Annotated in this window: 23 protein-coding genes and 1 pseudogene; 4 read left to right on the top strand and 20 right to left on the bottom strand. The window is 44.0% G+C overall.

Going from position 1 to position 24,343, the window contains the following annotated elements; genetic code table 11:
• Positions 1-87: 87 nt before the first annotated feature.
• From dnm_RS03730 to dnm_RS03760, 7 genes are all read right to left on the bottom strand, one after another.
• Entirely contained in the window at positions 88-801 is a 714-nt protein-coding gene (locus dnm_RS03730) for a lysophospholipid acyltransferase family protein (RefSeq protein WP_207681376.1), read from the bottom strand.
• Between the two features lie 76 nt (positions 802-877).
• Positions 878-1,285, bottom strand: coding sequence for a hypothetical protein (locus tag dnm_RS03735; protein WP_207681377.1), 408 nt, complete (start codon positions 1,283-1,285; stop codon positions 878-880).
• The gene (locus dnm_RS03740; RefSeq protein WP_207681378.1) at positions 1,285-1,722 is read right to left on the bottom strand and encodes a hypothetical protein; all 438 of its coding nucleotides are present in this window, start codon (positions 1,720-1,722) and stop codon (positions 1,285-1,287) included. Before dnm_RS03740 ends, dnm_RS03735 begins: the two co-directional genes overlap by 1 nt.
• Positions 1,723-1,941: 219 nt before the next feature.
• Positions 1,942-2,091: a hypothetical protein gene (locus dnm_RS03745; RefSeq protein ID WP_207681379.1), complete on the bottom strand. Its 150-nt coding sequence runs from the start codon at positions 2,089-2,091 to the stop codon at positions 1,942-1,944.
• A gap of 123 nt (positions 2,092-2,214) precedes the next feature.
• Positions 2,215-2,451, bottom strand: a complete 237-nt coding sequence (locus dnm_RS03750) for a hypothetical protein (protein WP_207681380.1) — start codon at positions 2,449-2,451, stop codon at positions 2,215-2,217.
• Positions 2,448-2,876 carry a putative toxin-antitoxin system toxin component, PIN family gene (locus dnm_RS03755; RefSeq protein WP_207681381.1) on the bottom strand — a complete coding sequence of 143 codons (429 nt, stop codon included), beginning with the start codon at positions 2,874-2,876 and terminating at the stop codon, positions 2,448-2,450. Before dnm_RS03755 ends, dnm_RS03750 begins: the two co-directional genes overlap by 4 nt.
• A gap of 367 nt (positions 2,877-3,243) precedes the next feature.
• Complete coding sequence (locus tag dnm_RS03760) at positions 3,244-3,576, bottom strand: hypothetical protein (protein WP_207681382.1); 333 nt, start codon at positions 3,574-3,576, stop codon at positions 3,244-3,246.
• Positions 3,577-3,890: 314 nt separating this feature from the next.
• Here dnm_RS03760 and dnm_RS03765 point away from each other — a divergent pair, with 314 nt between their 5' ends.
• Together dnm_RS03765 and dnm_RS03770 are read left to right on the top strand one after the other, a co-directional pair.
• Positions 3,891-6,641: a DNA topoisomerase 3 gene (locus tag dnm_RS03765; RefSeq protein WP_207681383.1), complete on the top strand. Its 2,751-nt coding sequence runs from the start codon at positions 3,891-3,893 to the stop codon at positions 6,639-6,641.
• 416 nt (positions 6,642-7,057) lie between these two features.
• Positions 7,058-7,648 carry a hypothetical protein gene (locus tag dnm_RS03770; RefSeq protein WP_207681384.1) on the top strand — a complete coding sequence of 197 codons (591 nt, stop codon included), beginning with the start codon at positions 7,058-7,060 and terminating at the stop codon, positions 7,646-7,648.
• On the opposite strand, the gene dnm_RS03775 is transcribed toward dnm_RS03770, so the two are convergent.
• From dnm_RS03775 to dnm_RS03785, 3 genes are all read right to left on the bottom strand, one after another.
• The gene (locus dnm_RS03775; protein WP_207681385.1) at positions 7,640-8,665 is read right to left on the bottom strand and encodes a hypothetical protein; all 1,026 of its coding nucleotides are present in this window, start codon (positions 8,663-8,665) and stop codon (positions 7,640-7,642) included. The genes dnm_RS03770 and dnm_RS03775 overlap by 9 nt on opposite strands.
• 168 nt (positions 8,666-8,833) lie before the next feature.
• Positions 8,834-10,471, bottom strand: a complete 1,638-nt coding sequence (locus dnm_RS03780) for a hypothetical protein (protein WP_207678195.1) — start codon at positions 10,469-10,471, stop codon at positions 8,834-8,836.
• Positions 10,472-10,603: 132 nt separating this feature from the next.
• A complete protein-coding gene (locus dnm_RS03785; RefSeq protein ID WP_207681386.1) occupies positions 10,604-10,846 on the bottom strand; it encodes a hypothetical protein in 243 nt (80 codons plus the stop codon).
• Positions 10,847-11,128: 282 nt separating this feature from the next.
• On the opposite strand from dnm_RS03785, the gene dnm_RS03790 reads away from it, so the two are divergent.
• Both dnm_RS03790 and dnm_RS03795 read left to right on the top strand, forming a co-directional pair.
• Positions 11,129-11,803, top strand: a complete 675-nt coding sequence (locus dnm_RS03790) for an IS1096 element passenger TnpR family protein (protein ID WP_207681387.1) — start codon at positions 11,129-11,131, stop codon at positions 11,801-11,803.
• 114 nt (positions 11,804-11,917) lie between these two features.
• On the top strand, positions 11,918-13,342 hold the full coding sequence (locus dnm_RS03795) for a DNA methyltransferase (RefSeq protein ID WP_207681388.1): 1,425 nt from the start codon (positions 11,918-11,920) through the stop codon (positions 13,340-13,342).
• A 19-nt stretch (positions 13,343-13,361) separates the two neighbouring features.
• On the opposite strand, the gene dnm_RS03800 is transcribed toward dnm_RS03795, so the two are convergent.
• The 10 genes and pseudogenes from dnm_RS03800 to dnm_RS03850 form a co-directional block, all read right to left on the bottom strand.
• The gene (locus dnm_RS03800; RefSeq protein WP_207681389.1) at positions 13,362-15,458 is read right to left on the bottom strand and encodes an alpha amylase C-terminal domain-containing protein; all 2,097 of its coding nucleotides are present in this window, start codon (positions 15,456-15,458) and stop codon (positions 13,362-13,364) included.
• Between the two features lie 87 nt (positions 15,459-15,545).
• Entirely contained in the window at positions 15,546-17,072 is a 1,527-nt protein-coding gene (locus tag dnm_RS03805; protein WP_207683581.1) for a glycogen synthase, read from the bottom strand.
• 297 nt (positions 17,073-17,369) lie between these two features.
• Entirely contained in the window at positions 17,370-17,885 is a 516-nt protein-coding gene (locus tag dnm_RS03810; protein WP_246556190.1) for a chemotaxis protein CheD, read from the bottom strand.
• A gap of 240 nt (positions 17,886-18,125) precedes the next feature.
• Complete coding sequence (locus dnm_RS03815; RefSeq protein WP_207681390.1) at positions 18,126-19,184, bottom strand: protein-glutamate methylesterase/protein-glutamine glutaminase; 1,059 nt, start codon at positions 19,182-19,184, stop codon at positions 18,126-18,128.
• Between the two features lie 10 nt (positions 19,185-19,194).
• Positions 19,195-19,707, bottom strand: a complete 513-nt coding sequence (locus tag dnm_RS03820) for a chemotaxis protein CheX (protein WP_207681391.1) — start codon at positions 19,705-19,707, stop codon at positions 19,195-19,197.
• Positions 19,688-20,086, bottom strand: a complete 399-nt coding sequence (locus dnm_RS03825) for a response regulator (RefSeq protein WP_207681392.1) — start codon at positions 20,084-20,086, stop codon at positions 19,688-19,690. The genes dnm_RS03820 and dnm_RS03825 overlap by 20 nt, the downstream gene beginning before the upstream one ends.
• 61 nt (positions 20,087-20,147) lie before the next feature.
• Complete coding sequence (locus dnm_RS03830; RefSeq protein WP_207681393.1) at positions 20,148-20,600, bottom strand: chemotaxis protein CheD; 453 nt, start codon at positions 20,598-20,600, stop codon at positions 20,148-20,150.
• A gap of 549 nt (positions 20,601-21,149) precedes the next feature.
• On the bottom strand, positions 21,150-22,616 hold the full coding sequence (locus tag dnm_RS03835; RefSeq protein WP_207681394.1) for a methyl-accepting chemotaxis protein: 1,467 nt from the start codon (positions 22,614-22,616) through the stop codon (positions 21,150-21,152).
• A gap of 85 nt (positions 22,617-22,701) precedes the next feature.
• Entirely contained in the window at positions 22,702-23,175 is a 474-nt protein-coding gene (locus tag dnm_RS03840; RefSeq protein WP_207681395.1) for a chemotaxis protein CheD, read from the bottom strand.
• 49 nt (positions 23,176-23,224) lie between these two features.
• A pseudogene (locus dnm_RS03850) lies at positions 23,225-24,039 on the bottom strand (CheR family methyltransferase).
• Between the last annotated feature and the right edge of the window lie 304 nt (positions 24,040-24,343).

The following is a 24,343-nucleotide window of genomic DNA, read 5'->3' on the forward strand; positions in this document are numbered from 1 at the left end:
TTGGGGATTTGTGATTGGGAATTTGTGATTAGAAAAGAGTAATTCGGAGTGCTGACTGATGACCAGTCACCAATCACCAGTCACCAATCACTGATTTTTTTGTTTTTCAAAAGATTCACAAATAATATGTCTGACTTTTTTCATAAGGTCATCTTTGGTTTTTCGGGTATAGGCGGATGTTTCAAGGGGCTTTTTTATTTCCAGAATAACATTTCCGGGTCTGATAAGCATCTGCTTTGTAGGCATGATGTCTCTTGTTCCGTGAATAATAACAGGTATGATCGGAACACCTGAATCAATTGCCAAAACAAAGCCGCCCTTTTTGAAGGAGCTGATATTTCCGTCTTTGCTGCGGGTTCCTTCCGGAAAAATCAGAACAGATACGCCATTCCGTATAATCTTTGCTGCTTTTTTCAGGCTTTGAAACGCAGACTTTCGGTTGGACCGGTCAATGCTGATATAACCCGCACGTCTCATGGCCTGCCCGAAAATAGGGATTTTAAAAAGTTCCACCTTTGCAAGCCATCTGAACTGAAACGGAAGCGCTGCCAGAAGAACCGGAATATCATAAAGGCTCTGATGATTCGGCATGTAAATGTAAGAACTGGCAGGATCCAAATTGGAAATACCCTTTATCGTAACCTTTATGCGGCTTGCAAAAAGGATGCTTTTTGCCCATAATCTTGTAACTCCGTGGGTTAAATCACCTTTATAATTAAAACAGGCAACAATAATGGTCAGGGTGCCAAAAAAAGCTGTCGCAAACACCGTCCATAAAATAATAAATATTGTTTGTATCACGAAAAAACCTTTCTTTTCTGTGAGCTAATTGACAGTTATCAGTCAGCAGCACGCCGCTCACCAGCAGCGGGAATTATCATTCAACATCTTTGACTTTATATTTGCTTTGCACACATTCGGCAAGCAATTCGGAAATCACGAGATCATCATAGTCATGAAAAATTCCACAATGAGGCAGATTCGTCTCTTTATAAGAAATCCGTTTTTTTATTTCTTTCATTATATCTGCTTTAGATTGTTCAATATTAAGAATCGCATACAATCCGTTTTTCTTTAAATTAAAATGTTTTTTTATTTCCTTTCTGACTTCGGCAACATTTTCTTTCTCGCTGTCATTCTTAAAGAATTCAAGCAGATAAGCAGACAAATATCTTTCGTTGCGATTTGGTCGTCTTTGAAATGCTGAACTGGCCGGATATCCGTCCTCATCCAATGAAGAAGGCTTACAATAGCGTGCGACATTTCCCTCTGTGATTTCATTCATTATTTTTTTCTGTGAGGCTTCAGTCTCATCTCAAGAAGATAATCTTTAAAGTCCAGCTCATTCATAACGCCGTTCAGTATGATCCGTTCAGGGGTATGACGGCTGGGTCTGAAAATCACATAATTCAAAGACCAGTTGTCAATAAAACTTGTTGTAAGCAAATTCTTTCTGTCTTTTTTCCAGCTTGTTTGAAAAATGCCCATATCATTTAACGTGATCACAGGCTTTTTTAAGTTCTTTACTGAAAAAAGAAAAAGTAACATGCTTTTTAGTGAACCTAACGAAATTTCTTCATTCTCTTCCGGATCACATCGTTCCTGTAACTCAGCAAGACGTTGAAACAGGCATTGTTTTGTAATTGGGAATCTCTTCTTTCCAAATTCAATGATTTCATTATAAGCTGATCTTTTTTCCAGACAACCTTTAAAATTGCCCATATCCGACTCATACAACAATTCTTTTTTAATAACTTCGGATTTATAGAAAGAATATTTTCCTTTTTTCTTTTCAGGCTTAAATGGTTCTGCATATTTTGATGATATAATAAAAGCAGAATTTTTTACTGAATCAAAAAAAGCAAGATTATTCCGCATCATTTTCGTCACCATTCATAGCTTTTTTCAAAGATTCAATAATAAACCTCGCTCTTTCTTCAGTTATAGAATAGTTTCAGCATCATATCCCTCATTATAAACTGTATCAACGAATTCTGATATTATCATTCCGTCTTCAAGTTTTTGAACGCCGAAACCCATTGGAAAAACTGTTCTGCAAGCCTTTTTTATATTGGAATGCTCTTCACTCATTTTTTAAGTCTCTTCATAAAATATGGTCAAAAAAATCAGATCGCAAGCTAATGCTAAAGAACACACTGGCCTAAGGGACGGGTTACCACACAACTTCATTTAGGAACCCATAACCCACTTTCATCAGATACGATCATGTTCCTCTGGTTCTGCACAGGGGACGGCTTTCAGAACCTTCTCGAAATCCTCGCGCTTCCCTCTCCGGGCTTCCTCTTCCAGATAATTTTCGGTCAGCAGGGCGGACATCTTTTCAGCGGCAGCAAGAACAATAAACTGATTTGCCGATATCCCTTCGGCTTCGGACAGTTCGCTGATTTTCATATGTAAGGATTTCGGTAATTCCACTGTTATCAGACTCATAATTGGTGGTTCCTTATTATGTTTAAAAATTTTCCGGGAGTTAGCGGCGTAATGCCGAAATGTTTTTCAACACCTCTGAAATCTCTGAGGTTGTGAGTGACAATGTACCGACTCCGAGAGGCAAACGCCGCTTCCAGAACCATGTCATCCTTCGGATCTTCGAGCCACGGACGCCAGAGAAAAAAAATCTGCTGTCTGTGGGCAATACCGCAAACGTAACGTAAAAAGCCGAGAATCTCCTCTTTTGTGCTTGTTCCGCTCATATGTTCCGGTCGTGTGAGAACATCCTGATATTCGATATATAAAGGGATCGTCAGAGCAATCTGAAACTGATCAGAAGGAAGTTGTGAGATAATGGCATATGAAGCCCCCATATTTGATTTAAGTGCGGAAACAAAAATATTTGTATCAAGAATAAGTCTCATTTATTTTATATGAAAGTGTTAGGTGTCAGGTGTTAAGTGTTAGGAAAAAAAGCAAAACTTTCATACTTCGTTGTGACCGGCAGGTCATGCCCGTTTATCAGCATATCGTCAGAAAGTCGAAAATATATCATTTCAATTGTTCCACACTTTTTTTTGCTTACTCAATGAGATAATATTGAAATATCCATGTGTTCTGAGATAAATATAATCGTTTCCCCATACAACCTGATGAACAATCTTTTTTTTAATAGCCGCCCATATTTAGCGAATCAATTTCAAACACGAACACGCCCCCGCCGTCCGATCCGATGATTGATCAGGCGCTGAGTTCTTGAGACGGAAACGCTTATTCTCAGGCAGAAGCTGACTAAGTTATTATTTCAAGCTGATCAAATATGTCCTCAACAAGACGGATAAGCCAGTTGCGCTGGCTTTCGGTTGCATAATTTATGCAGTCACAGCGTATCCTGTTCTGAGTGCGTACCAAAAGCTCGCATACCATACGATCCGGCTCAAGTTCCACAGCAAAATAAAATGGCTGGCATTGTTTATGTTCAGCTTGGACATCCGTAAAAATGTTTTCATCAAGGGGAATCCAGTAAATTCCGCCCATTTGGGAAGAACCGAAGTTCATTTCCAGATAAGCCTTAATCTTTTCATAATCTTTTATTCTGAGTTCATCAATTACATATTGTTTCATAATAAAATAAAATTTATCATAATTTATTCTTGCGCGCAAGATATAAGTGAGTATAAATAAAAAAAGCTGGCCGGCGTGCCAAACTTGCAGTTTGGCAAAGTTTTTTAACTTTCAGTGTGGGAGGAACTTTTGCTCTGGAAAATACAGGCTTTGGAAAGAGACTGGCCGGCGTGCCAAACTTGCAGTTTGGCAACTCCCTGATTATCGAGAAATATTGCCAAACTGCAAGTTTGGCACTCCGGATCAGGAGATACTTTTTTTAAAACTATAGTTATCAAAATATTATAAATTCCTGTATAAAAAGGAACAATCTGTTGAAAACACTTATCCTTACGGAAAAGCCCTCGGTCGCTGCCGATTTTGCCAAAGCCCTGAATGTCAATGGCAGAAAAGACGGCTATATCGAGGATAAAAATTATATCATCACCTGGGCCGTGGGTCATCTTGTGGAACTGCTTGAGCCTGATGAATACGATTCCAAATGGAAATCGTGGCGTCTGGACATGCTGCCCATTATCCCGGACAAGTTTCAATACAAGCCTATTTCCAGAACAGAAACACAACTTGACGTCATTAAAAAACTGCTCTCCCGAAAATCAGTTGATCAAATCGTAATTGCCACGGACGCGGGACGTGAGGGAGAAGTCATTGCCCGGACCATTCTTTTGTTTTCCGGATTTGAGGATAAGGATAAAATAAAACGGTTCTGGACCAGCCAGGCCCTGACCCCCGGCGTGGTCAAAGATGGGATGAACGCGTTGAAGCCGGCTTCGGAATATGACCGTTTATGGAAAGCAGGACAGTCCCGACAGATTGCCGACTGGCTCGTAGGGATGAACGATACCCGTGCAGCCACCATTAAGATGCGTGGTCACATAGACGGTGTGTTCAGTGTGGGAAGGGTTCAGACGGCTGTGCTGTCGCTCCTGGTGGACCGCCGCAGGGAACGGGAAAACTTCAAGCCCGAGCCTTACTGGGTGCTTCGGGCCTGTTTCACCAATGATAAGGGGTTTTGGTGGGGAACCTGGTTCAGAAAGCAGGAGACCCGCTTCAGCACGAAAGAAGATGCCTTAAAGGTTCAGGAAAAAATTACAGATCAGACCGGGGCAGTTCAGTCTGTTAAGAAGCAGAAAAAAAAACAGGCTCCGCCCCTGCTTTATTCCCTGACCGATCTCCAGCAGGAAGCCAATAAAAAATTCGGTTTTTCTGCTGAAAACACGCTCAATATTGCCCAGAATCTTTACGAAAAAAGGAAATGCCTTTCTTATCCGCGTACAGATTCCAAAGTGCTGGGTTCCAAAAACGTGGGCATGGCAAAAGCGATTGTCAAAAAACTTTCACAAGCTTATCCTGACATTTTTGCCGGTGTCAAAGCAAAGCTGATAAACCTGTCCAATAAACGGGTTTTTAATGATGCCAAACTCACGGACCACCATGCGCTCATTCCCCTTGCCCCGATTTCAAACGCAGGGGCAGATGAAATGAAAATTTACGCACTGGTCATGAAACGTTTTGCTGCGGCTTTTCATCCGGATTGCGAATTTGAGCAGACAGAAATCCTTACCAAAGTTGAGAAAGAGACCTTTCGTACCAAAGGGAAAAGGATACTCAGCCCCGGGTGGCAGGCGATTTATGAAACAGACAAAGACAAAGCTTCCTCCGGCAGTGAGACAGAAGTGGAAAACCTTCCCCCGCTTGCCAAAGGAGACGATGCAAATGTAAAAGAAACAAAACTTGAAGACAAAAAGACCACTCCCCCGCCGGAATATTCGGAAGCATTGCTTTTAAAAGATATGAGCAACCCCGGAAGATATGTTTCAGAAGATGAACTGAAAAAGATTTACCGGGGGGATGTGGGTCTCGGGACCCAGGCCACACGGGCACAGAGCATTGAAACGCTTCTGAGCCGAGGGTATGCGGAAAGAAAGAAAAAGCGTGTCATTGCCACTGACAAGGGGTGTCATCTTATTGAAACCCTGAGACAATTTAAAATAGCCAAAAATCTGGCATCCCCCGAAGAAACAGCCCGCTGGGAAATGCAACTGAATCAGATTGCCCGGGGGGAAGGCTCAGATGAAGAATTTCTGAACGGAATTAAAACATTTGTTGAGGAGACAGTAATGGAATTTAAAACGACCCCTGATTCTCACTTCTCGGTTCCTGCATCCCAGTTGGGAGTGTGTCCCGAGTGCGGCGGTGAGATTATTGAGGGGAAACGAGGTTACGGCTGTTCCAACTGGAGAAAAGCGGACGGAGCCTGCCGATTTGTGATTTGGAAAAACATTTCCGGAAGACTGATCACCACTCATGTTCTTTCAACACTTCTCACCCAGAGAGAAGCCGGACCGCTGAACGGCTTTGTTTCGGAAGATGAAGAAGAATTTTCCGCGATACTCAGACTGGTGAAAGAAGAGGATACATGGCAGGTACAGATTGAACCCACTGATTTTCAAAAGGAAATGAGTGAAAACGCCCTGGGGGAATGCCCGGTCTGCGGCGGAGAGGTAATTGAGAAAGATAAAGGCTATGGCTGTTCCAATTGGAAAACAGAGGACGGCGGGTGCCGGTTTATCATCTGGAAAACCATTGCCAGAAAAGAGATCACGCCCGAGATCGTTGTACAGCTTCTTCACAAAGGACAGGCCGGACCTTTTGATGACTTTATTTCAAGGAATGACACACCATTTTCCGCTCCTCTCAAACTGGCACGGAAAGACGGGGAATGGAAAGTGCAGTTTGATTTTCCTGAGAGGGTTGTCGTGGGGAAATGCCCTGCCTGCGGAGGGGATGTGGTTGAAAGAGAAAAAGGCTATGGCTGTTCCAATTGGAAAAAAGAAGGCGGTGGCTGTCAGTTTATTATTTGGAAAACCGTGGCACAGAAAGAAATTTCAAAAAAAGCCGCAATACAGCTTCTTAAAAACCGCATTACAGATACGCTTTTCGGGTTCATGTCAAGAAAAGGGAGCGCGTTTTCTGCTAAACTGAAACTTGAGGCTGACAGCTCCGGACTGTATAAAGTCGTGTTTGATTTTTCAGATGATCACACTCAGGATTTTATGGCTTAACATTGCCCCGGTATCAAGGAAATCTCCGCTTTTGCCGGATACACGACAGCGGAGTTTTGTTTTCAGAGACGTTCCCAACCCAGAGCTTGGGAATAAGGGAACGAAGGGAAAAAATGTTTCGGATATACTGCCAAAGTACAACTTTGGCACTCCGGATATTGCGGACAGATATCTTTCTTAAACAGTCATGGCTCCGCGCTCACAGCGAAAAATGAAAGTTTCATGTTTTTTCCTGACACCTGACACCCTGACTCCGGCAAGATTACGATTGCGGCCAATCAATGTTTTTTCCTAACACTTACCACCTAACACCTAACACTTAACACCTAACACTTAACACCTAACACCTAACACTTAACACCTAACACTTAACACCTAACACCTAACACCTTCATACAAGGAGATGATTTACAATTATGGGTAATGTCGTTGATTTTCCGAAAAACACTTCTTTGTCTTTCAAATATCAAAAAATTCTTCAGAAACAGGTTATTAACGAAGACAGTCCTGGCAGCGTTCTTCGTGATTTTGAAACCTTTTTAAAATTCATCGGACCAAAGGGATGCAAACTGACCAATAAGACCAGTTTGCTGGCTCTAAAGTCGCTTGGTGAACTTAATTCCCAACTGACCCGGCCGCTTAAAATTGGTCTCAAACGTCCCATGCAAAAAGCATATCCGCATATTAACGGGCTTTATCTTTTGGTTCGTGCCTCAGGTCTGGCTCGTGTGGAAGGCGTGGGTGCAAAAAAGCGTCTGGTTTTGGATAGTGATATTCACAACTCCTGGAAAAAACTTAATCTTACAGAACGTTATTTTACGCTGGCAGAATCATGGCTGATCCGGGGAAAATCGGAAATACTGGGAGAGTACAAACACTCGGGAATGGATTTTACCATTGCAGTGTTGAAAAATTTTTTTGAAAAAATACCTTCTAAGGGGCTGAAGCTTGCCGGAGATAGCAGGACAGAAGATCATATTCATTTGACCTTTCTGAAATCACGCTAAAGCCTTATCCAACGTGTGATTATTGGGAATAATACTCTGAAAATGCTCTTTGAAAATTTTTCGGACGTCAACGAACTTCGGGCAGAGTCTGACTAACTTGTTAATGGTCACATTTCGGAAGCGTCGGAGCTTCCTCAGATTCTGCTTCATCATATTGACGACGAGGTATGCGATGACTTTGACGCCGACGCAGGCATGAGCCCCCTTCCGATCTCGGAGATGCATTGCTCCCAGTTCGAGAGTGTCTTTGAGGAGCTTCCGGAATTCTTCGATGCGATGATGGAAGGCGAAGGCATGCAGTGCCTCGCTGCTACGCAGAGGTCGTCCTGCTATAATAAGGTAGCTGACCGCCCGTTTCCCCTTCGGAATATAGAAGACGAGAATAACCTCGCCGAAGGTTTCGCTTACTGCTTCGGTTCGATACACCGGCTGTCCGTCTGTTCCCCATCCGGGAGTAAGACGATCTTTGAAATTTTTCCGCCACTGGCCGGCCTTCCGGATTTCTCCGTCAATTTCAAAGACGTAGTTGTCCTTGCCGCGGAAAATTCCGGTAAGAGTCAGTAAGAGTGCGGGATCGGACGATTCGGCATCTTCGTTCGCAAGGCCGGTGTCTGTAGCTGACGCATCCGATTCGGACGAGGCTTCTTCCGAACATTCACCGCGGCAGAATGCCGCGATATCCTGAGAAAAATATGCCGCATCACCTGTAGTTCCGAGGCGGCTGATGTCAATGCCCGCGGCTTCGAATTTTGCTTCGGCGGCTTTCAGCATCTCCTCATATATCTCAGGCTTGGTTTTAAGCCCCCTGCCCTGTTTGGAGACTATCCGCACGTCGAGAGGGAGAATAATGTCGCCGATTACCAGAATCAGAGCGATCACGTTCTGCCCGTTCGCCACGCGTTTAAGCTGGCCGCTCCACCATTTCCATACATAGCCGAGTTCCGTGGCAATACGGGCAATCACGGAGTCATCGACTGCCATAATCAGTCCGTCCCGGCTTTTTGTGGCATCGCTCATGGTGAGCCTCTCCCGCAGGAGAGGAACAGCGATGCTGTAAAGGTGATTCTGCAGGAACTTACGCCAGCAGTAAACACTGACGTTTTTAACACGGTCATAGGTGGGGCGTCTAAATTCACTCCGATTTCTTGACTGCTTTTTGGACCATCCCTCTGACCTAAAAAAACTTTATCCGCATGCCGCCTCTGAAATCTTAATTTCCGGGAGCGATTCAGCTCGATTTTCCAACTCGGTCAGGGGGCCGGTTATTTTTTTACAATTACTTGAAATATTTATATTTATAATTTTTTTTGCTCGTTTTTCGGACTCCGGAATAAACTCAGAATTTTCTGCTGTTTTATCCGAGAGTATTTCAAGACTGCCAGGGTTTGCCAGGATTTTACGACGTTGTTTGGTTAAAGAAAATAAAGACTCTGAAAATTCTTGTTGCTCTCTGAGACTGATATTCATGACTCTTCGGGCATCTTCTCTGGTCAGTTCACCACACATGGCGGGCATGCGCAGAGCTATGCGATTGGCGTCTTTTATCTCTCCGGTTCCATGTTGCTTTGAAACTGCGAACAGAGACTCTATATTATCAGAAGTTATTGGCATTCCTATATTTTCTAATTTAAGCTCCTTGGCAATTATGATATGTTTGTCTAACCAATTAGTAAAACCTGTACGCACAGATGATCGCGGAGGAATGGCTTCAAGCAGCTTTTTACTTTCTTCATAAGTTTCCAGGTTAAGCCCCTTAGTTTTAAGTATTTTCTGGCATTCTGAAAGAGTACCTGAGTCGCGAAGAAAACATTCTATAAAATTTCTGCACCTCGGAATCTGATCAATGCCTGCTCGCAGCTTTGAAAGGACGGATCCCTTTGGGGCACGACCTCTCGGAGAATGTCTGAGCAACTGAGCCGCCCAATTCACCAGGCGGCGGAGGTTCATAAATCTTGATTTTGTTGAAACCTTCGGAGGTGCAAGACAGGCAAGAACAGTCTGTTTGAATTTTTTTGAAACTTTACCGACCGCAGAGATAAAGATATCAAACATCGGATGATTCTGATATTCATGTTTTAAAAGATTAGCGACAGTGTGTGATATATCGTCAATGCTGACACTGGGAAGGCCTTGTTCCGCCAAAAGCCTGGTAGCTTTGGCAAGGTCTGTTCCTCCGTCTTTGAGATATGCTACCGGCATTCCCCCGATACCGATAACTTTTTTCAAAAAATCAGCTATGGCCTCACCAGTCCAGGATACTGCTACTGAAACAGCAACGCAGTTTACATCTTTAAGAGTAGGAGCGGTTTCATTCAAATCATGATGGTTAGCATTCAATGACAGCAAAGTAAGAATTTTACCTTTTCCTAAGGCAATACTGATATCTATTATATAAACAAAGCCGTTGGAAAACGGATTGCTGTTAATTTCAGCCCCGCGCAGCGGGACGGCATTTCGGAGTCTTGCTACGGATAATCGGGTGACCCAGTTAATAATTGTCTGAACACATGGGACTTTTGTTATTCCCAAGTAATCAGCAAGAACTCTGAGAACTCTCGGTACCGCTCGGAAACTTATATGAGCAACTATAAAAAGCTTCAAACAAATATAGATAAGTTCTTCTTTGTTGTGAACAGGCTGAGTATTTTTCTGACGTTCTTTTTCCAGTTGTTTTCTGGCTTCATCGGCATCTTTCTTGTATTTATCACGCTCTTTTTTAATACGGCGCTTTTCTTTTTCATGATAACGTGCATTCTTGCCACGTTCAATCGCTTTTTTCTTCCAGTTATCTCTGCTTTTTATCAATTTGGACTTTGAACTCATAATAATCCTCGTAATTTTATTAATATTGACATAATAGTATGGTAAATATGTTAAAATAACAATCAAACTATATATTATCAAGATGAATCTATAATTGATTACATGAAGAGGTCCAAATTGTAGTTAAAAAAATTAAGCCAAAAAGGCTGTTTTTAGACGCCCCAGGTCATAGGTGGCGGTTTTCGGGAGTCCGAGCACCTGCATAACCTGGTAAACATTGTCCGCTCCGAGAAATACCGCCATGCTGATGAGAAGAAGGGTTTCCATATCCTCATCAGGCATCCGGCGGAAATACGGGCGGAGTATTTTTCCGAACTCCTCGGCGGCACGAAGCATTTCTTCGGTAAAATGTTCCTCAGCGGTTTTCGTTGTCATAATAAGAACCTCCTTATAATATCGGCACCCGGAATCAGGGCGGTCAGAGGCTCGGACATATATTTCCGAACCGTATATTTGTACAGTATATCACGAAGTCCGTCGTATGCCAAGAAAAATTTTAAATCCGAGTGTCTGACTACAGATTCGCATTCTTAAAATATAAGCTGGTTTCAAACGCATTTTCATGAGATTAATTTATGTAAACTCAATATAAACAGCATGTTAATTTCAATACTGGAAAGGTCAATTCATTATAATCCGGGGTTATACGGAGTTGCCTTGTCAGAATTGTTCGGGCTTATATCTGTGCGCCATGGAAAACCCGAAAAAGGAAAAGGATGGCGTATAAAAGACATACAGAGAACAGCGTTCGGGGACGCGCTTTTGAAATTACTTCCTGATTCTTCTGGTAACTTCGAATATTTCTTGAGAATTTATGACAGCGAAGCCAGCGAGACCATCGGAGAGCTGCAACCGCTGATACAGCCATTTTTTCCGGAATGGCGTAAAAATTTGGAGATTCCTGAACACGAGTTTCAGGAAGGCACTTTTGTTTTTAAGGTCTCCCTAGGTACACAGACGTGGAGACGTATTGCCATGCCGGGAAAAATGACCCTGGACAGTTTCAGCACCCAGATTCTGAATGCTTTTGATTTTGACCATGATCATCTTTATGCTTTTACCTTGAGAAATCGTTTTGGTGTTTCCGTGGAAGTCACTCATCCGTACATGGATGAGGGCATTTCCGCGGCTGAATTTTTTATCGGAGATTTGCCGCTTCAGTCCGGTGAAACCATGGTCTATTTGTATGATTTCGGGGATAACTGGGAATTCAGCGTGATGTTGGAAAAAATTGATCTGGAAAATTCCAAAATGAAAAAGCCGGCACTTCTTGAGTCCCACGGCGAAGCCCCTGAACAGTATGATTTTTGGGATGAAGATGACTATGAATAATCAGCTATCCTCCGGAGTGCGGAAACGGAGCGTAGCGGAATTTCCGCACTCCTTTTATCCCGAAAATTTTTCAATCTGCTAACAATAGAAAGAAATTTAATATATAGCAAGCTTATGAAAAAACACTTTAAAGATACTGAAGAATATATAAAACATATCTCTTCTCTGGATGAAAAGCTGTTTACATATTTTCAAAGTATCATAAAAACGGACAGCAATCTGACCCGGCAGATGGTAAGTTTTCAGGCAAATAAGAAGCTGTCTGCCTACAGATGGTATAAATACAAGGAGGCTTTTTCACCCTCTCTGGTTAAGCATTTTCTGTCTGAATACCATATCCCCGAAGGTATCATATTGGACCCGTTTGCAGGTTCGGGAACAACGCTGTTTGCATCTTCGGAAGCCGGATATGATGCTGAGGGAATTGAACTGCTGCCGGTGGGGCAGCAGATCATTAAGAACAGAATAACAGCTTGTAATCTTAATAATAATGATGTTGACAGAATTAAATTCTGGAGGGACAGCCTGCCGTGGAAAAAATTTAAACCTGCTGAAAAAATTAACAGTATCAGAATTACTTCGGGTGCTTATTCCGAACATACTGAAACATCTGTATCCCGGTTTTTAAGTGCAATAAAAAAAGAGAAAAAAAATGTCAGTGCCATTTTATTTTTCTCTTTATTATGTATTTTGGAATCAATAAGTTATACCAGAAAGGACGGGCAGTTTCTTCGCTGGGATTACCGTTCAGGAAGAAGAAAGGGACAGAATACATTTGACAAAGGCAAAATATATACATTTGATGAAGCCTTCACTTCCAAGCTTGATGAAATTATCAATGATCTCAGCGGTAAAAATATTCAATTGGACCTTTTTTCAGATCCCGACCCGCAAAATATCGCATACAGAAATATCAAGCTGTATTCTGATTCCTGTCTGAATATATTACCCAAGCTTCAGCATAAGAAATATCAGGCAGTTATCACATCTCCTCCCTATTGTAACCGATATGATTACACAAGAACATATGCCCTTGAGCATGCATTGTTGAGAATTCAGGAACAAGAACTGTCTGATTTACGTCAGAAAATGTTAAGCTGCACAGTGGAAAATCGTGAAAAAGACCTTCTGAATTTCAACAGGGATTGGACGCCGGCTGTCAGATCATGTGAAAATAATGAACTGCTGCAATCTGTCATAACTTATCTGGAACACAAAAAAGCTGCCGGAGCGATTAATAACAACGGGATACCCAGGATGGTCAGAGGGTATTTCTATGAAATGGCCTGTGTGATACAGGATTGTTTCAGACTGCTGAAAAATGGCGGAGTAATTTTTATGGTGAATGACAATGTGCGTTATGCAGGGTCAAGCATTTCCGCAGATCTGATTCTGTCAAAAATTGCGGAAGATGCAGGCTTTCATATTGAAAACGTATTGGTATTGCCCAACGGCAAGGGAAACAGCAGTCAGCAAATGGGGGATCACGGACGGGAAATATTGAGAAAATGTGTTTACATCTGGAGAAAGCCCTATTGAAAAATTTGAGCTATAAAGATCATCTGAGCTCCACTGAATCGCTGGTAACTTCTGCCGTTTCCACAGGACTTTTCAAACACGCTTCTGACGATATCCGCTCAAGAACCAGCACCGTGCGGGTCGGCAGATAAAGACTCAGCATATGGCGTTTCTTGCCCCGCAATGTGTTAAAAAACGTTGAATGCTCCTGATCTGAGACCAGCCTGCCGCATCCTCCGTATTCCTGGGCATCACTGTTGAAGATCATCCGATATTTTCCCCGGGGCACTTCAAAACAATAATCCGCCCGGGACAAAGAAGGATGGAAATTAAACGCAAACAAAAGAGAATCCCGCTCAAAGATGAGAATCTTATGATCCTCATGTTCATACAAAAGATGAGGAGCCGGGAATTCCAGCAGCCTGAAGCGTTTTGCCAACTTGATCATCTCACGATCAAAGCGGGCAAGAAACTGATATTTCAGAGCAGGATCATCTGCCAGATGCCACTGCCGCCGGGCATAGTGGTAGGACCATCCATTTCCCTCTCTGGGAAAATCAATCCATTCCGGATGTCCGAATTCATTTCCCATGAAGTTGAGATACCCCGCATCCGCGGTGGCTAAGGTGATAAAGCGGATAAGCTTGTGCAGCGCAATCCCCCGGTTCACTCTGAGATTGTCATCCTCTGCCCTCATGTGTTCGTACATATCCGCATCCATCAGCCATGTAATAATTGTTTTATCTCCCACAATGGCCTGATCATGGGATTCTGTGTAACTGATGGTTTTCTCATCTTTTCTCCGGTTGGTCAGTTCCCGCCATATTTCTCCTATATGCCAGTGCTCATCCGGAGTTTTCTCAAGAAGCCGGGGCCAGAGATCAGGGCCCCCCATGGCAAACCTGTAGTCAAAACCGATGCCGCCGCCTGAATTGGGGAAAGCCAGTCCGGGCATACCGCTGATATCCTCGGCAATGGTGACAGTACCGGGACGCAGTTCATGAATCAGTTTGTTGGCAAGGGTCAGGTATGCCAGCGCATCCTCATCCACATTGCCATCAAAATATTGGTCGTAAAACCTGAAATCCGTGCCCAGCCCGTGATGCAGATAAAGCATGCTCGTGATGCCGTCAAAACGAAACCCGTCAAATCCGTATTCGTCAAGCCAGAACCGGCAATTGGAAAGAAGAAAATGGAGAACTTCAACTTTGCCATAGTCAAAACACCGGGAATCCCATGCCCTGTGAAGACCGCGCTCTCCGTCATGAAAATACTGGTACAATGTGCCGTCAAACCGGCTCAGTCCCTCCACCTCATTATTTACCGCGTGGGAATGCACAATATCCATGAGAACCAGGAGACCTGCGTTATGAGCCGTGTCAATCAGTTCCTTCAGTTCATCCGGCGTACCGAACCGGGATGAGGCAGCAAAGAAATTCGCCACATGATAGCCAAAAGAGCCGTAATACGGATGCTCCTGAATTGCCATGAGCTGAATTGCATTATATCCGGCCCTGACAATTCTCGGAATAATATGCTCGGTGAACTCGCGGTATGAGCCCACTCTTCCTTCCTCCTGAGCCATGCCCACATGGGCTTCGTAAATGAGGGGGGTGAAACTTGAAAGTTGAAGCTTGAAAGTTGAAGCTGGATCAGTTTTCCTTTTATAAGGTGAGGGGGGATTCCAAATCTGTGCGCTGAAAATTTTGGTCAGGGGGTCCTGGACAACGCGTCTGGCATATGCAGGAATACGCTCCCCTTCGCCGCCCTGCCATCGGATAAGGAGTTTATAAAGATTGCCGTGTCTCAGCATTCCCGAAGGAAAACGCCTTTCCCATACCCCTTCTTTGCTGATACGTTCCAAGTCAAACGCTTTTTTGGGTTTCCACCTGTTCATATCTCCGATCAGGCAGACTGACGTGGCATTGGGAACCCATTCCCGAAAGATCCACTCATTATTTCGGAAATGCAGTCCGAAATACTCATGGCCCGAGGCAAACTCACCAAGGCTCATTTTTCCCTGAGTGAGTTTTGCTTCTGTCTCACGGCTGCGTTTCAAACGCCGTGTGAGGGCATTTTCATATTGCCGTAACAATGGATCACTGTCCAAAAGAGGCTGCAAAAGGTCGTTTTTCATTTTATTCGCCGTTTGTGATTTGTGACTGGTGATTTGTGATTGGTGATTTGTGACGAGGCTCCGGCCGGTAACATCCCCAATCCCAAATCACTCTTCCCCGTAAGGGTCTATGAGGGGGCGGTCCAGCATTTTTTCATAAAGCTCAATATACTGACGTGCCGTAACAGAATGGTTGAATCTGGCTGCTGCGTCTGTCATAACTCTTTTGATCTGGCGTTCTTTTATTTTATCGGGAAGATTGTAAAATTTCATGGCCTGTGTGACGGCCCAGAACAGCCCCTCAGAATCAAAGTTCTCAAAAAGAAAGCCATTGCCAGTGTTATTCTCAATATTTATGTGTGTAATTGTATCATGAATTCCGCCGGTATCGTAAGCCACGGGAAGCGATCCGTAAATGGGCGCTATCATCTGAGGAAGTCCGCAAGGTTCAAAACGTGACGGCATCAGTATAAAGTCCGAGGCACCATAAGCCAGACGCTCCAGTCGCTGGTCAAAATCACAAACCGCCACACGATCTTTCAGGTTATGAAAATTTACGATATTTATGAAATGTTGCTTGAAATCTCCGTCAGCGACAAAGACAATCTGAAGATTTTTTTCCCAATAGGCAGAGACAACACGGTAAAGGATTTCCGCCAGCAACTGACATCCTTTCTGAACAGGATCAAGCCGGGAAGGCCAGAAAAAAAGCGGGGCCTGATCATCAGGGATAAGTCCCAATGATTTCTGTAAAAACTGTTTATTCTTCTGTTTCTCCGAAACATGATTTTCAGAATTGTAATTATAAGGCAGTGATTTGCAAATCCCCGGGTTAAACGCGGGATCCGGGGCATTCAGAATTCCCACGGCGCATCCTGAATACCATTTGTTTATCAGTTCCGCCTGTATAGGATGTTCCACAAAATTGTGCCAGCCCCCGACAATCTCTTTCAAAAAAGTCGGGCTGACCGTATTGACAAAGTGGGCGGAAAAAATACCGCTTGAGAGAAAATCCACAGCATTGGAGTCACGGGTTTCCTCGTAGTTAAACGGCACGCGTTCGTAAAAAAGATATTTCCAGAATGCGGCCGCGTCAATTCCTCTGTCTTCGATATAAGACAGAGTGCTTTTAACCGTATGAATATTATGGATTGTAAACAGGCAGGGAATATTTAACTGTCTTGCCATGGCCGGAATCAGAGCTGTCATCCAGTCATTGCAATGAATAAGATCCGGCTGGACATGGGGAACAATATTGTTAATGACCTCCCGCTGAAAAGCAAGCGCGAGCTTTGTGTTTTCCAGCCCGTCACCCGAATACACACGGTTTAAATAGAAGAAAGCCCTGTCTTCGGCAAGGTGTATTCTGTCATCAGGCATTTTGCTTCTGACAGTGTTTAATTCTTCTTTTAATAAAGATGCCTGTTTGTGTCTGAATATGGCACGATAGTCGGGTATCGCCACATGGACATCTGCCCCCTGGTCGAACAACGCATTGACCAACGCCGCGGAAACATCGGCAAGTCCTCCCGCTTTTGCCGTAAGATAGTTGGCGAGGTTTCCCATACGATTGGGCAAATAAGTTACCTCCGGCGTCACAATAAGCACACGCGGGTTTTTTCTGGATGGTGTCATCATCTGATACTCCTTCTTAGTCATTTATCCGCAACCCATTACAAATGAGAAGTTTTGCCGCTATCTTATATTTAACTATTTTTCGGCATCCTTCATTTGTCAGTTCACACTTTGTTTCAGAATAATTTTACAAATGGTTCTGTAATTTGAAAAACAGTGATCTTGTTTTCAGGTGCTGTGAAAGATGCCAAAATTTGATTTGTTGTTTTTGTTGGCGGGGAAGGTTGCAAATATTTCTGAAAAAAAGTCCGAATATGTGGTTTTATCAACCAGACGCTTAAAAAAAAAGTATCTTTTTTAGCGATCACTTTCATAAGGGTACCAGTCACCCTTTCTGAGTCTGTCCACTTTTATTACGGCCACTTCATTTGTATTGGTATTAAAAACAATTTTTCTGCCTTTTTCTCCGCCCACATCTTCGGAAACCACAGAAATCCGCTTTTCTGCCAGGATTCTTCTTGCAACCTTGATATTTTCCTGGCCAATATTTTTTTGGGAAATACCGGGATTATACGCGCCTCCTAAAATTTGTGCTTCAAGGTGTTTTATCTTGGAGCCGTCACTGGTCATCATTCGTATCAGCATGACAATGGCGGCATTGCCATATATGGCTGTGGCCAGGCCTTTTTCCCGGGCATAAGGGAGTTGGAAATGGTTCATTCCGCCGATTTTCCGCTTTCGGTCATAGAGGCATACGGAAACACAGGACCCGAGAACCCCGGATATAATAGCAGGTTTTGTAGCTAAAAAGATGTATCCGGGTTCAAGGAAATAATTGACAGTGACCGGCTTGTCTGATTCTGTTGACATCATTGTGATTCACTGACTCTGTGAGACATTATTCGTTCACCGGCTCAGATGCCGAAGGTTAAAATTAACCATCCGATATTTAAAAATTTATTTAGTTCAGAAGGCCATTATTATTTCATCATTTTTTATATGATTGTAAAACGTGAAAACATTTTTTTCTCTTTTTTTAATATATGAAAAATCATAAAATTGGAAACTGAAGACTACAGACACGGCATTCCAACTTCCTGTCACCTTTGTTCATCACTTTCCTGAATTTTTCTGTTCTCGTAACGCATTGATAATCTTACGGGAGATATTCTGTAACGGGACAACCTCATCCGCGGCATTCAGCTTTATGGCTTCTTTGGGCATCCCGAAAACCACGCAGGTTTTTTCATCCTGGACCAGGGTATGAGATCCCTTTTCCCGCATTTCCAGCAGCCCTTTTGCGCCGTCCGCTCCCATGCCGGTGAGCAGTACGCCGACAGCATTGCTCCCCGCATGTTTTGCCACAGACTGAAATAACACGTCCGCGCTGGGCCGCTGATAATGAACCGGAGGGCCGTCTTTTATTCTGACCAAATAATTTCCGCCGCTCCGAGTGAGCAGCATATGACGGTTTCCCGGGGCGATCAGAGCCACACCGGGAGAGACTCGGTCATTATTTTTTGCCTCACGAACTTCCATCTGACAAATTTCATTAAGGCGCTTTGCAAATGCCGTGGTAAAATTTTCCGGCATATGTTGTACAATCACTGTTCCCGGAGAAATGCGGGGCATTCCTGTGAGTACAGTCTCAATCGCTTTGGTTCCGCCAGTTGAAGCCCCGATGGCAATCACTTTGTGCGTAGTTCGGAATTGAAAATTTTTCATCACCTGGGGAGACGGGGGAGGTTCCCGGTGAATACTCAGCCGGGCCGAGGCCGCCGCACGAATGGAATTTGCCAGCTTTCGGGAAATATCCAAAGTGGAGTAGGCTGATCCTGGTTTGCAAAGCACATCCAAAGCGCCCAGTTCCAGGGCTTTTAAAGCGTTTTCACTATTTCTTGGCGTGAGCGAGCTTAACACCACCACAGGCATGGGATAGTATTTCATCAGTTTTGCCAGAAACGACAGTCCGTCCATTCTCGGCATTTCCAGATCAAGGGTGATCACATCCGGTCTGAGTCTTACAATTTTATCCCGGGCCACATAGGGATCAATGGCAGTTCCCACGATTTCGATATCTTTGTATCTGGATAACTCATCGGTCAGAATTTTACGCACAACCGCGGAATCATCTACAACGAGCACTTTAATCATTTTTTTCTCGCTTCTCATAACGCTTTTCCTACTCGGAATGAATCGCGTCTGTGGGAATGTCGCCTTCGACAAATAAAAGAAGATCGCATTGTCCCTCGTCAATATCCAGTCTGGCTGCGGCCAGAGGGTTCGGACCCTCCTCATTTTCTGAAGAAAATGCCTTCATATCGTTTTCCAAATCTTTAATAATCTTAGGCGGATCAACATTAAACAGTGTTTCTTTGCCGGCCACGGCAGGTAACAAATTTCCGCAGATGACATTTATCAGCTCCTTTACAGCGTCATATCGTTGTTCCAAAGTGGGCTCTTCATCATCTTCAAGACCAAGCATGTTTCCGGCCAGTTCCGGAAGCGCCCGGGACGAAACTGCCATGACAAGCGTGCCTGTGAAAGGTCCGGTAAACGAAACCTTTGCAGTCACCGCAGAAGCATAATCAATATTCTCCCGCTCATCTTCAGGAAAGGAGAAAATAAAAGCCAGTTTTTCCAAAACATCTTCTGCCACACGGTAAAGCGTCTTTTTAATCTGCTCCTTCATCATCACCTCCCAGATTCATAATATCTCGGATTGTATCCCGGATCGTCTCCGGAGAAAAAGGTTTGTGGATAAACGCCGCCCCTTTCTGCTGCAATTTTTCCAAGCGAGTCTTACTCCCTTCTGTAGATATGACAACAATCGGGATATCTTTTATTTCAGGACTCTCTCTCATACGATCTATCATTTCTTCCCCGTTCATGACCGGCATGTTAATATCCACAATGACAAGATCCACCCAGTGCTGGTTGAGTACATCAAGTCCTTCCTGTCCGTTAGCGGCCTGGTGGGTCTCTCCGAGTGGAAGGCCGCTCATACGCAGGGATTTTAAGATCATAGCCCGCATCACCCCGCTGTCATCTACAATAAGAACGTTAATTGACATATCTGATAACCTCTTCATTTAGGCTTACTTTTCAATAGAACTGAATTTTATTTTATGAAGTTTAACTGGTGATAGCGACCTCGCCTGTTGAAAGATCAAAATGGACTGTCCGGTTGGCTGTACCGCCGATATCCTCGGATTCCAGGAGGATGCTGTTCTTCCAAAGAATTTTTTTCAATACAGAGTAATTCCGCTCCCCTATTTTGAACATTTCATTTTCACCCAAAGGTCGGGAGCAGCCCGCGGCCCTGACCACCAGCCTTGATTTCTGTCCGCCCATATCACATATTTCTTTGAACAATTTCGGAACACCTGTGTCAACGAATATGCACGGATTCGTCTCAGCTTTCTGCGGATCAGATCTGGACAGAGGTAACATGGCATGCAGCAATCCGCCGACTTGCGATACCGGATCATAGGCCATCAGTCCCAAGCTGGTGCCCAGAGCATAGGTCACAATGACATCTCCTTTTTTTCCAACTTTCATATTTCCAACTAAAACAATATGTCTCATTTATCTCTTTTGCTCCAACCAAAAAAATTTATGAACGGTCATTATCTTGCAACCCCTTATCCATACATACCTTAAAAGCTCCCTAAAAGTCAACTGACGATATTGATCAATGACCTCCCCATGATGCCCTTGTTTTTCACAGTCAGAGTGAGATTCAAATGAATTTTTCAGGTCCGGCCGTATAAACAAGAAACATTATCGGAAATAAGCAGCCGGACATTCGGAGGAACAGACGGTAAGTCCGGCACTCCGGATTCCCCGGCAGAGATACGCCTTGTCAAACTGTAAGTTGGCACTCCTTGTTTCCGAAGTATTTTTCAAGTCACTGATTTGATGGTTTGGAAATTTGCAGGAAATGCTCCGCTTTTTTCCGCAGATGCAGTTTCCTGTGTCATCAGATCAGAAAATTTCGGGCGGTGCGGGGTAAAAATCCGGCTTTTTTCCCCGGATGGGGGACCCTCTCCCCCGCGGGAAAACACCAGGTTTCTTCGCTGTCCGTCCTCTTTGCCCTGCGCATGGCCCGAAAACTTTTTGGTCTGATGATTGTTGTCACTTCGAATTTATCTTATCGCTTTTTGAAAAATGCTTAAAAACAGATTTATTCCATAAAGCAGCTTTGATATTTTTTAAGAATCTGTCGTGGTCGGGTACGGATGATCTTCCGAAATCCGAACCTGATTTTATATCTTTCGGTTTGTCAGGGGTTTTCTGACTTTTTTTGCCGATTAACGCCACTAATTTCATAACAAAGTCTTTCAGGCGTTCCACCTGGATCCGTATTTCCCTAATGGCGGAAGCTGTCTCTTCCGTACTCAGCACATTCTCCTGTGTCACCTTTCCGATTGCTTCCATGGCCGTGCTGACCTGCTCAATTCCCTGGGCCTGTTCCTGCGAAGATGCCGTGACCTCCCCAAGGAGTTCCCCTATTTTTTGCGCACCTGATGCCACATTTGTAAATGCTTCGTTTGCCTGATATATGAGATCAATACCGTTTTTGGTCTCCTCAACAGACGCTTCTATCAGGGCGGCCGTATTTCTGACTGCCTGACTTGAACGCATGGCCAGATTTCTCACTTCGTCCGCGACCACTGCGAAACCTGCCCCGGCCTGACCCGCACGGGCCGCTTCAACTGCGGCATTCAGCGCCAGTAAGTTTGTCTGAAATGCTATTTCTTCAATGGTTCTGATTACTTTTCGAGTTTCCTCACTGGTTTTTGAGATGGTATCTATTGAGGAGGTCAGCTGGGTCATGGAAGAAGCAGCCTCAGCCACCACCTTCGAGGTTTCAATCATCAGATCATTTGCATGCGTGACGTTCTGGGTATTCTGACGGGTCATGGAGGTAATCTGTTCCAGAGAAGAAGAGGTTTCCTCAACAGCTGATGCCTGTTTTGACGCACCTTGTATCAGCTTGTGTCCGGTGGAAGCGACCCGGTCCGAGGCATAATCCACTTCCCCTCTCACCACATCCAGCCCTTTGACCACCTGGGCTATTGGTTTTACAAAGAAAAAATTTACGATGAATAAAAGCACCGCCACAAGACAGCCGCTCATAACAAGCACTTTGACCACCATGAAAATGATCAGATGTCTGAGCGCATCTTCTATGAACCGGGTGGTAAAATAAACCTCGACATGCCCGACCTGCTTATTTCCATAGAAAATTTTCTCGTTTTTAACGACAAAATTACCGGAGATATTCTCCCGGGAAGTGACAAATTGCCAATTGCTGTCTCTTTGAATGGAAAGGAAAATTTTTTCCCCGTCGGATTCTCTGACAACAACACCATAGACTCTTTTATTCACCATTTCCAATTCAATAAGTTTTCGGGCAAGATTTTCATCCAGAAACCAGAGGGGCTTTTCCAAACTGTTTGCCAGACGCTTCGAAATAGGAGCAATACTTTCATTAAAGGATTCTTCCAATTTTTTTCTTTCTGCGACATAGTCATAACTACTGAAACATGCAGCAATAAATATTGAAACAAAAATCATAATCACAGAAATTGTACCCATTTTCCGCCTGATCGTCTCCTGCTCCATTATTCCCCCTTTTGATCGGAACCATGCAAAGTCCTGAGCGTTTCAAAGGCTTTATCTGTCAGAGTTCTCTTTTTAATCCGGCACTGCTGATAATGACCTGACCAGTTGAAATATTGAAATGAACGGTGCGGCTGGCCGTACCACCGACATCTTCGGACTCCAGAAGAACACTGTTCTTCCAGAGAAGTTTTTTCAGTACAGTATAGTTTCTTTCTCCTATTTTAAACATTTCATTATTACCCAGAGGCTGGCCGCAGCCTGCTGCTTTGACTACCAACCGGGCTTTCTGGCCTCCCATGTCATATACTTCTTTGAACAATTTCGGAACCCCCGTATCCACAAACATAAAAGGATTTGCCTCGGCTTTTTGCGGATTAATCTTAGACAGCGGCAACATTGCATGGAGTAGTCCGCCCACCTGTACAGCCGGATCGTAGATCATCAGTCCCAGGCAACTCCCCAGCGCATGGGTAACGAGTAAGTCTCCTTTTTTTCCGACCTTCATATCTCCCACTACAGCAATATATTTCATTTGCTCCCTCATAGCTGTAAGCCTGTAGCCACAGACCACGGTCTTTCAGCTATTTTCTATAGACAGCCGGCCGTACATAATGAAATTTGTGAGAGATGGCCGACAGTCCCTCTGAATGGCCGACAAAAAGGTGGCCTCCTGGTTCCAGAAAATCCCAAAAACGATTTATTAACTTTTGTTGGGTGGGTTTGTCAAAGTAAATCATTACATTGCGGCAAAAAATAACGTTAAAAGGCCCCTTCATGGGCCATGTGTCTATCAGATTCAGCCGGGCCACCCGAACCATGTCCCTGATATTTTTTTTACCTGGTAGGCCCGGGTCGGTTGTTCCTGAATTCTGATAAAATATTTTTGCAAAAGCAGGGGCGAAAGATCCCGGAGTTCTTCTTCTCCGTAAATGGCCTGACGTGCCTTTTCCAGCATTCTTTTTGATATATCTGTGGCCAGAATTTTCACGTCTCTGGAGATGATATCCGGCATCTTTTCCCTTAACATAATTCCCAGGGAAAAAGGCTCTTCTCCGGAAGAACATGCGGCAGTCCAAAATCTCAGTCTTCGGCTTGTCAGATTTGGTAATATGTCGTCACGTAAATAATTGAAATGCTCCGGCTCACGAAAAAAACTTGTCTTATTGGTGGTGATAACATCAATCAGAAACCCCAGTTCCTGAGGGTCCCGGTTGCTTTCAATATGGTTCAGATAAGCCTCAAAACTGCCTAGTTTCAGCGCCCGAAGCCGCTTCATCAGACGCGCTCTGACCAAAGCCTGTTTGCCGTCTTTCAGATTGATTCCGCATAGGTGATATACGAGCCGACTGATTTTTTTAAACTGTTTCTCAGTCAGTTCGGCTGACATTAAATTCATTCGTTTACCTCAAAGGTGCTGACAAGCGTATAAACACACCTCAAATTTAATGAGGCAATATAGTTTTTAGGCAAATTTTTAACATGTTAAATAAATTCTGCTGAAATAAGTCTGAAAACCCCGCTGCTTCGGATAGGCCGTTAATCTTCCTTATCCGCTTTCTGACCTGCCCCGATTTGCCCTTCGACAAGCTCAGGGCACTTGCGGACTCGGGTCACGGCACTCGGGTCACGGCGGCTCAGATTACGTCGGCTCAGATTACGTCGGCTCAGAACACGGCGGCTCAGATTACGTCGGCTCAGAA

Source organism: Desulfonema magnum, from assembly GCF_017377395.1.
Classification (GTDB): Bacteria; Desulfobacterota; Desulfobacteria; order Desulfobacterales; family 4be13; genus Desulfonema_C; species Desulfonema_C magnum.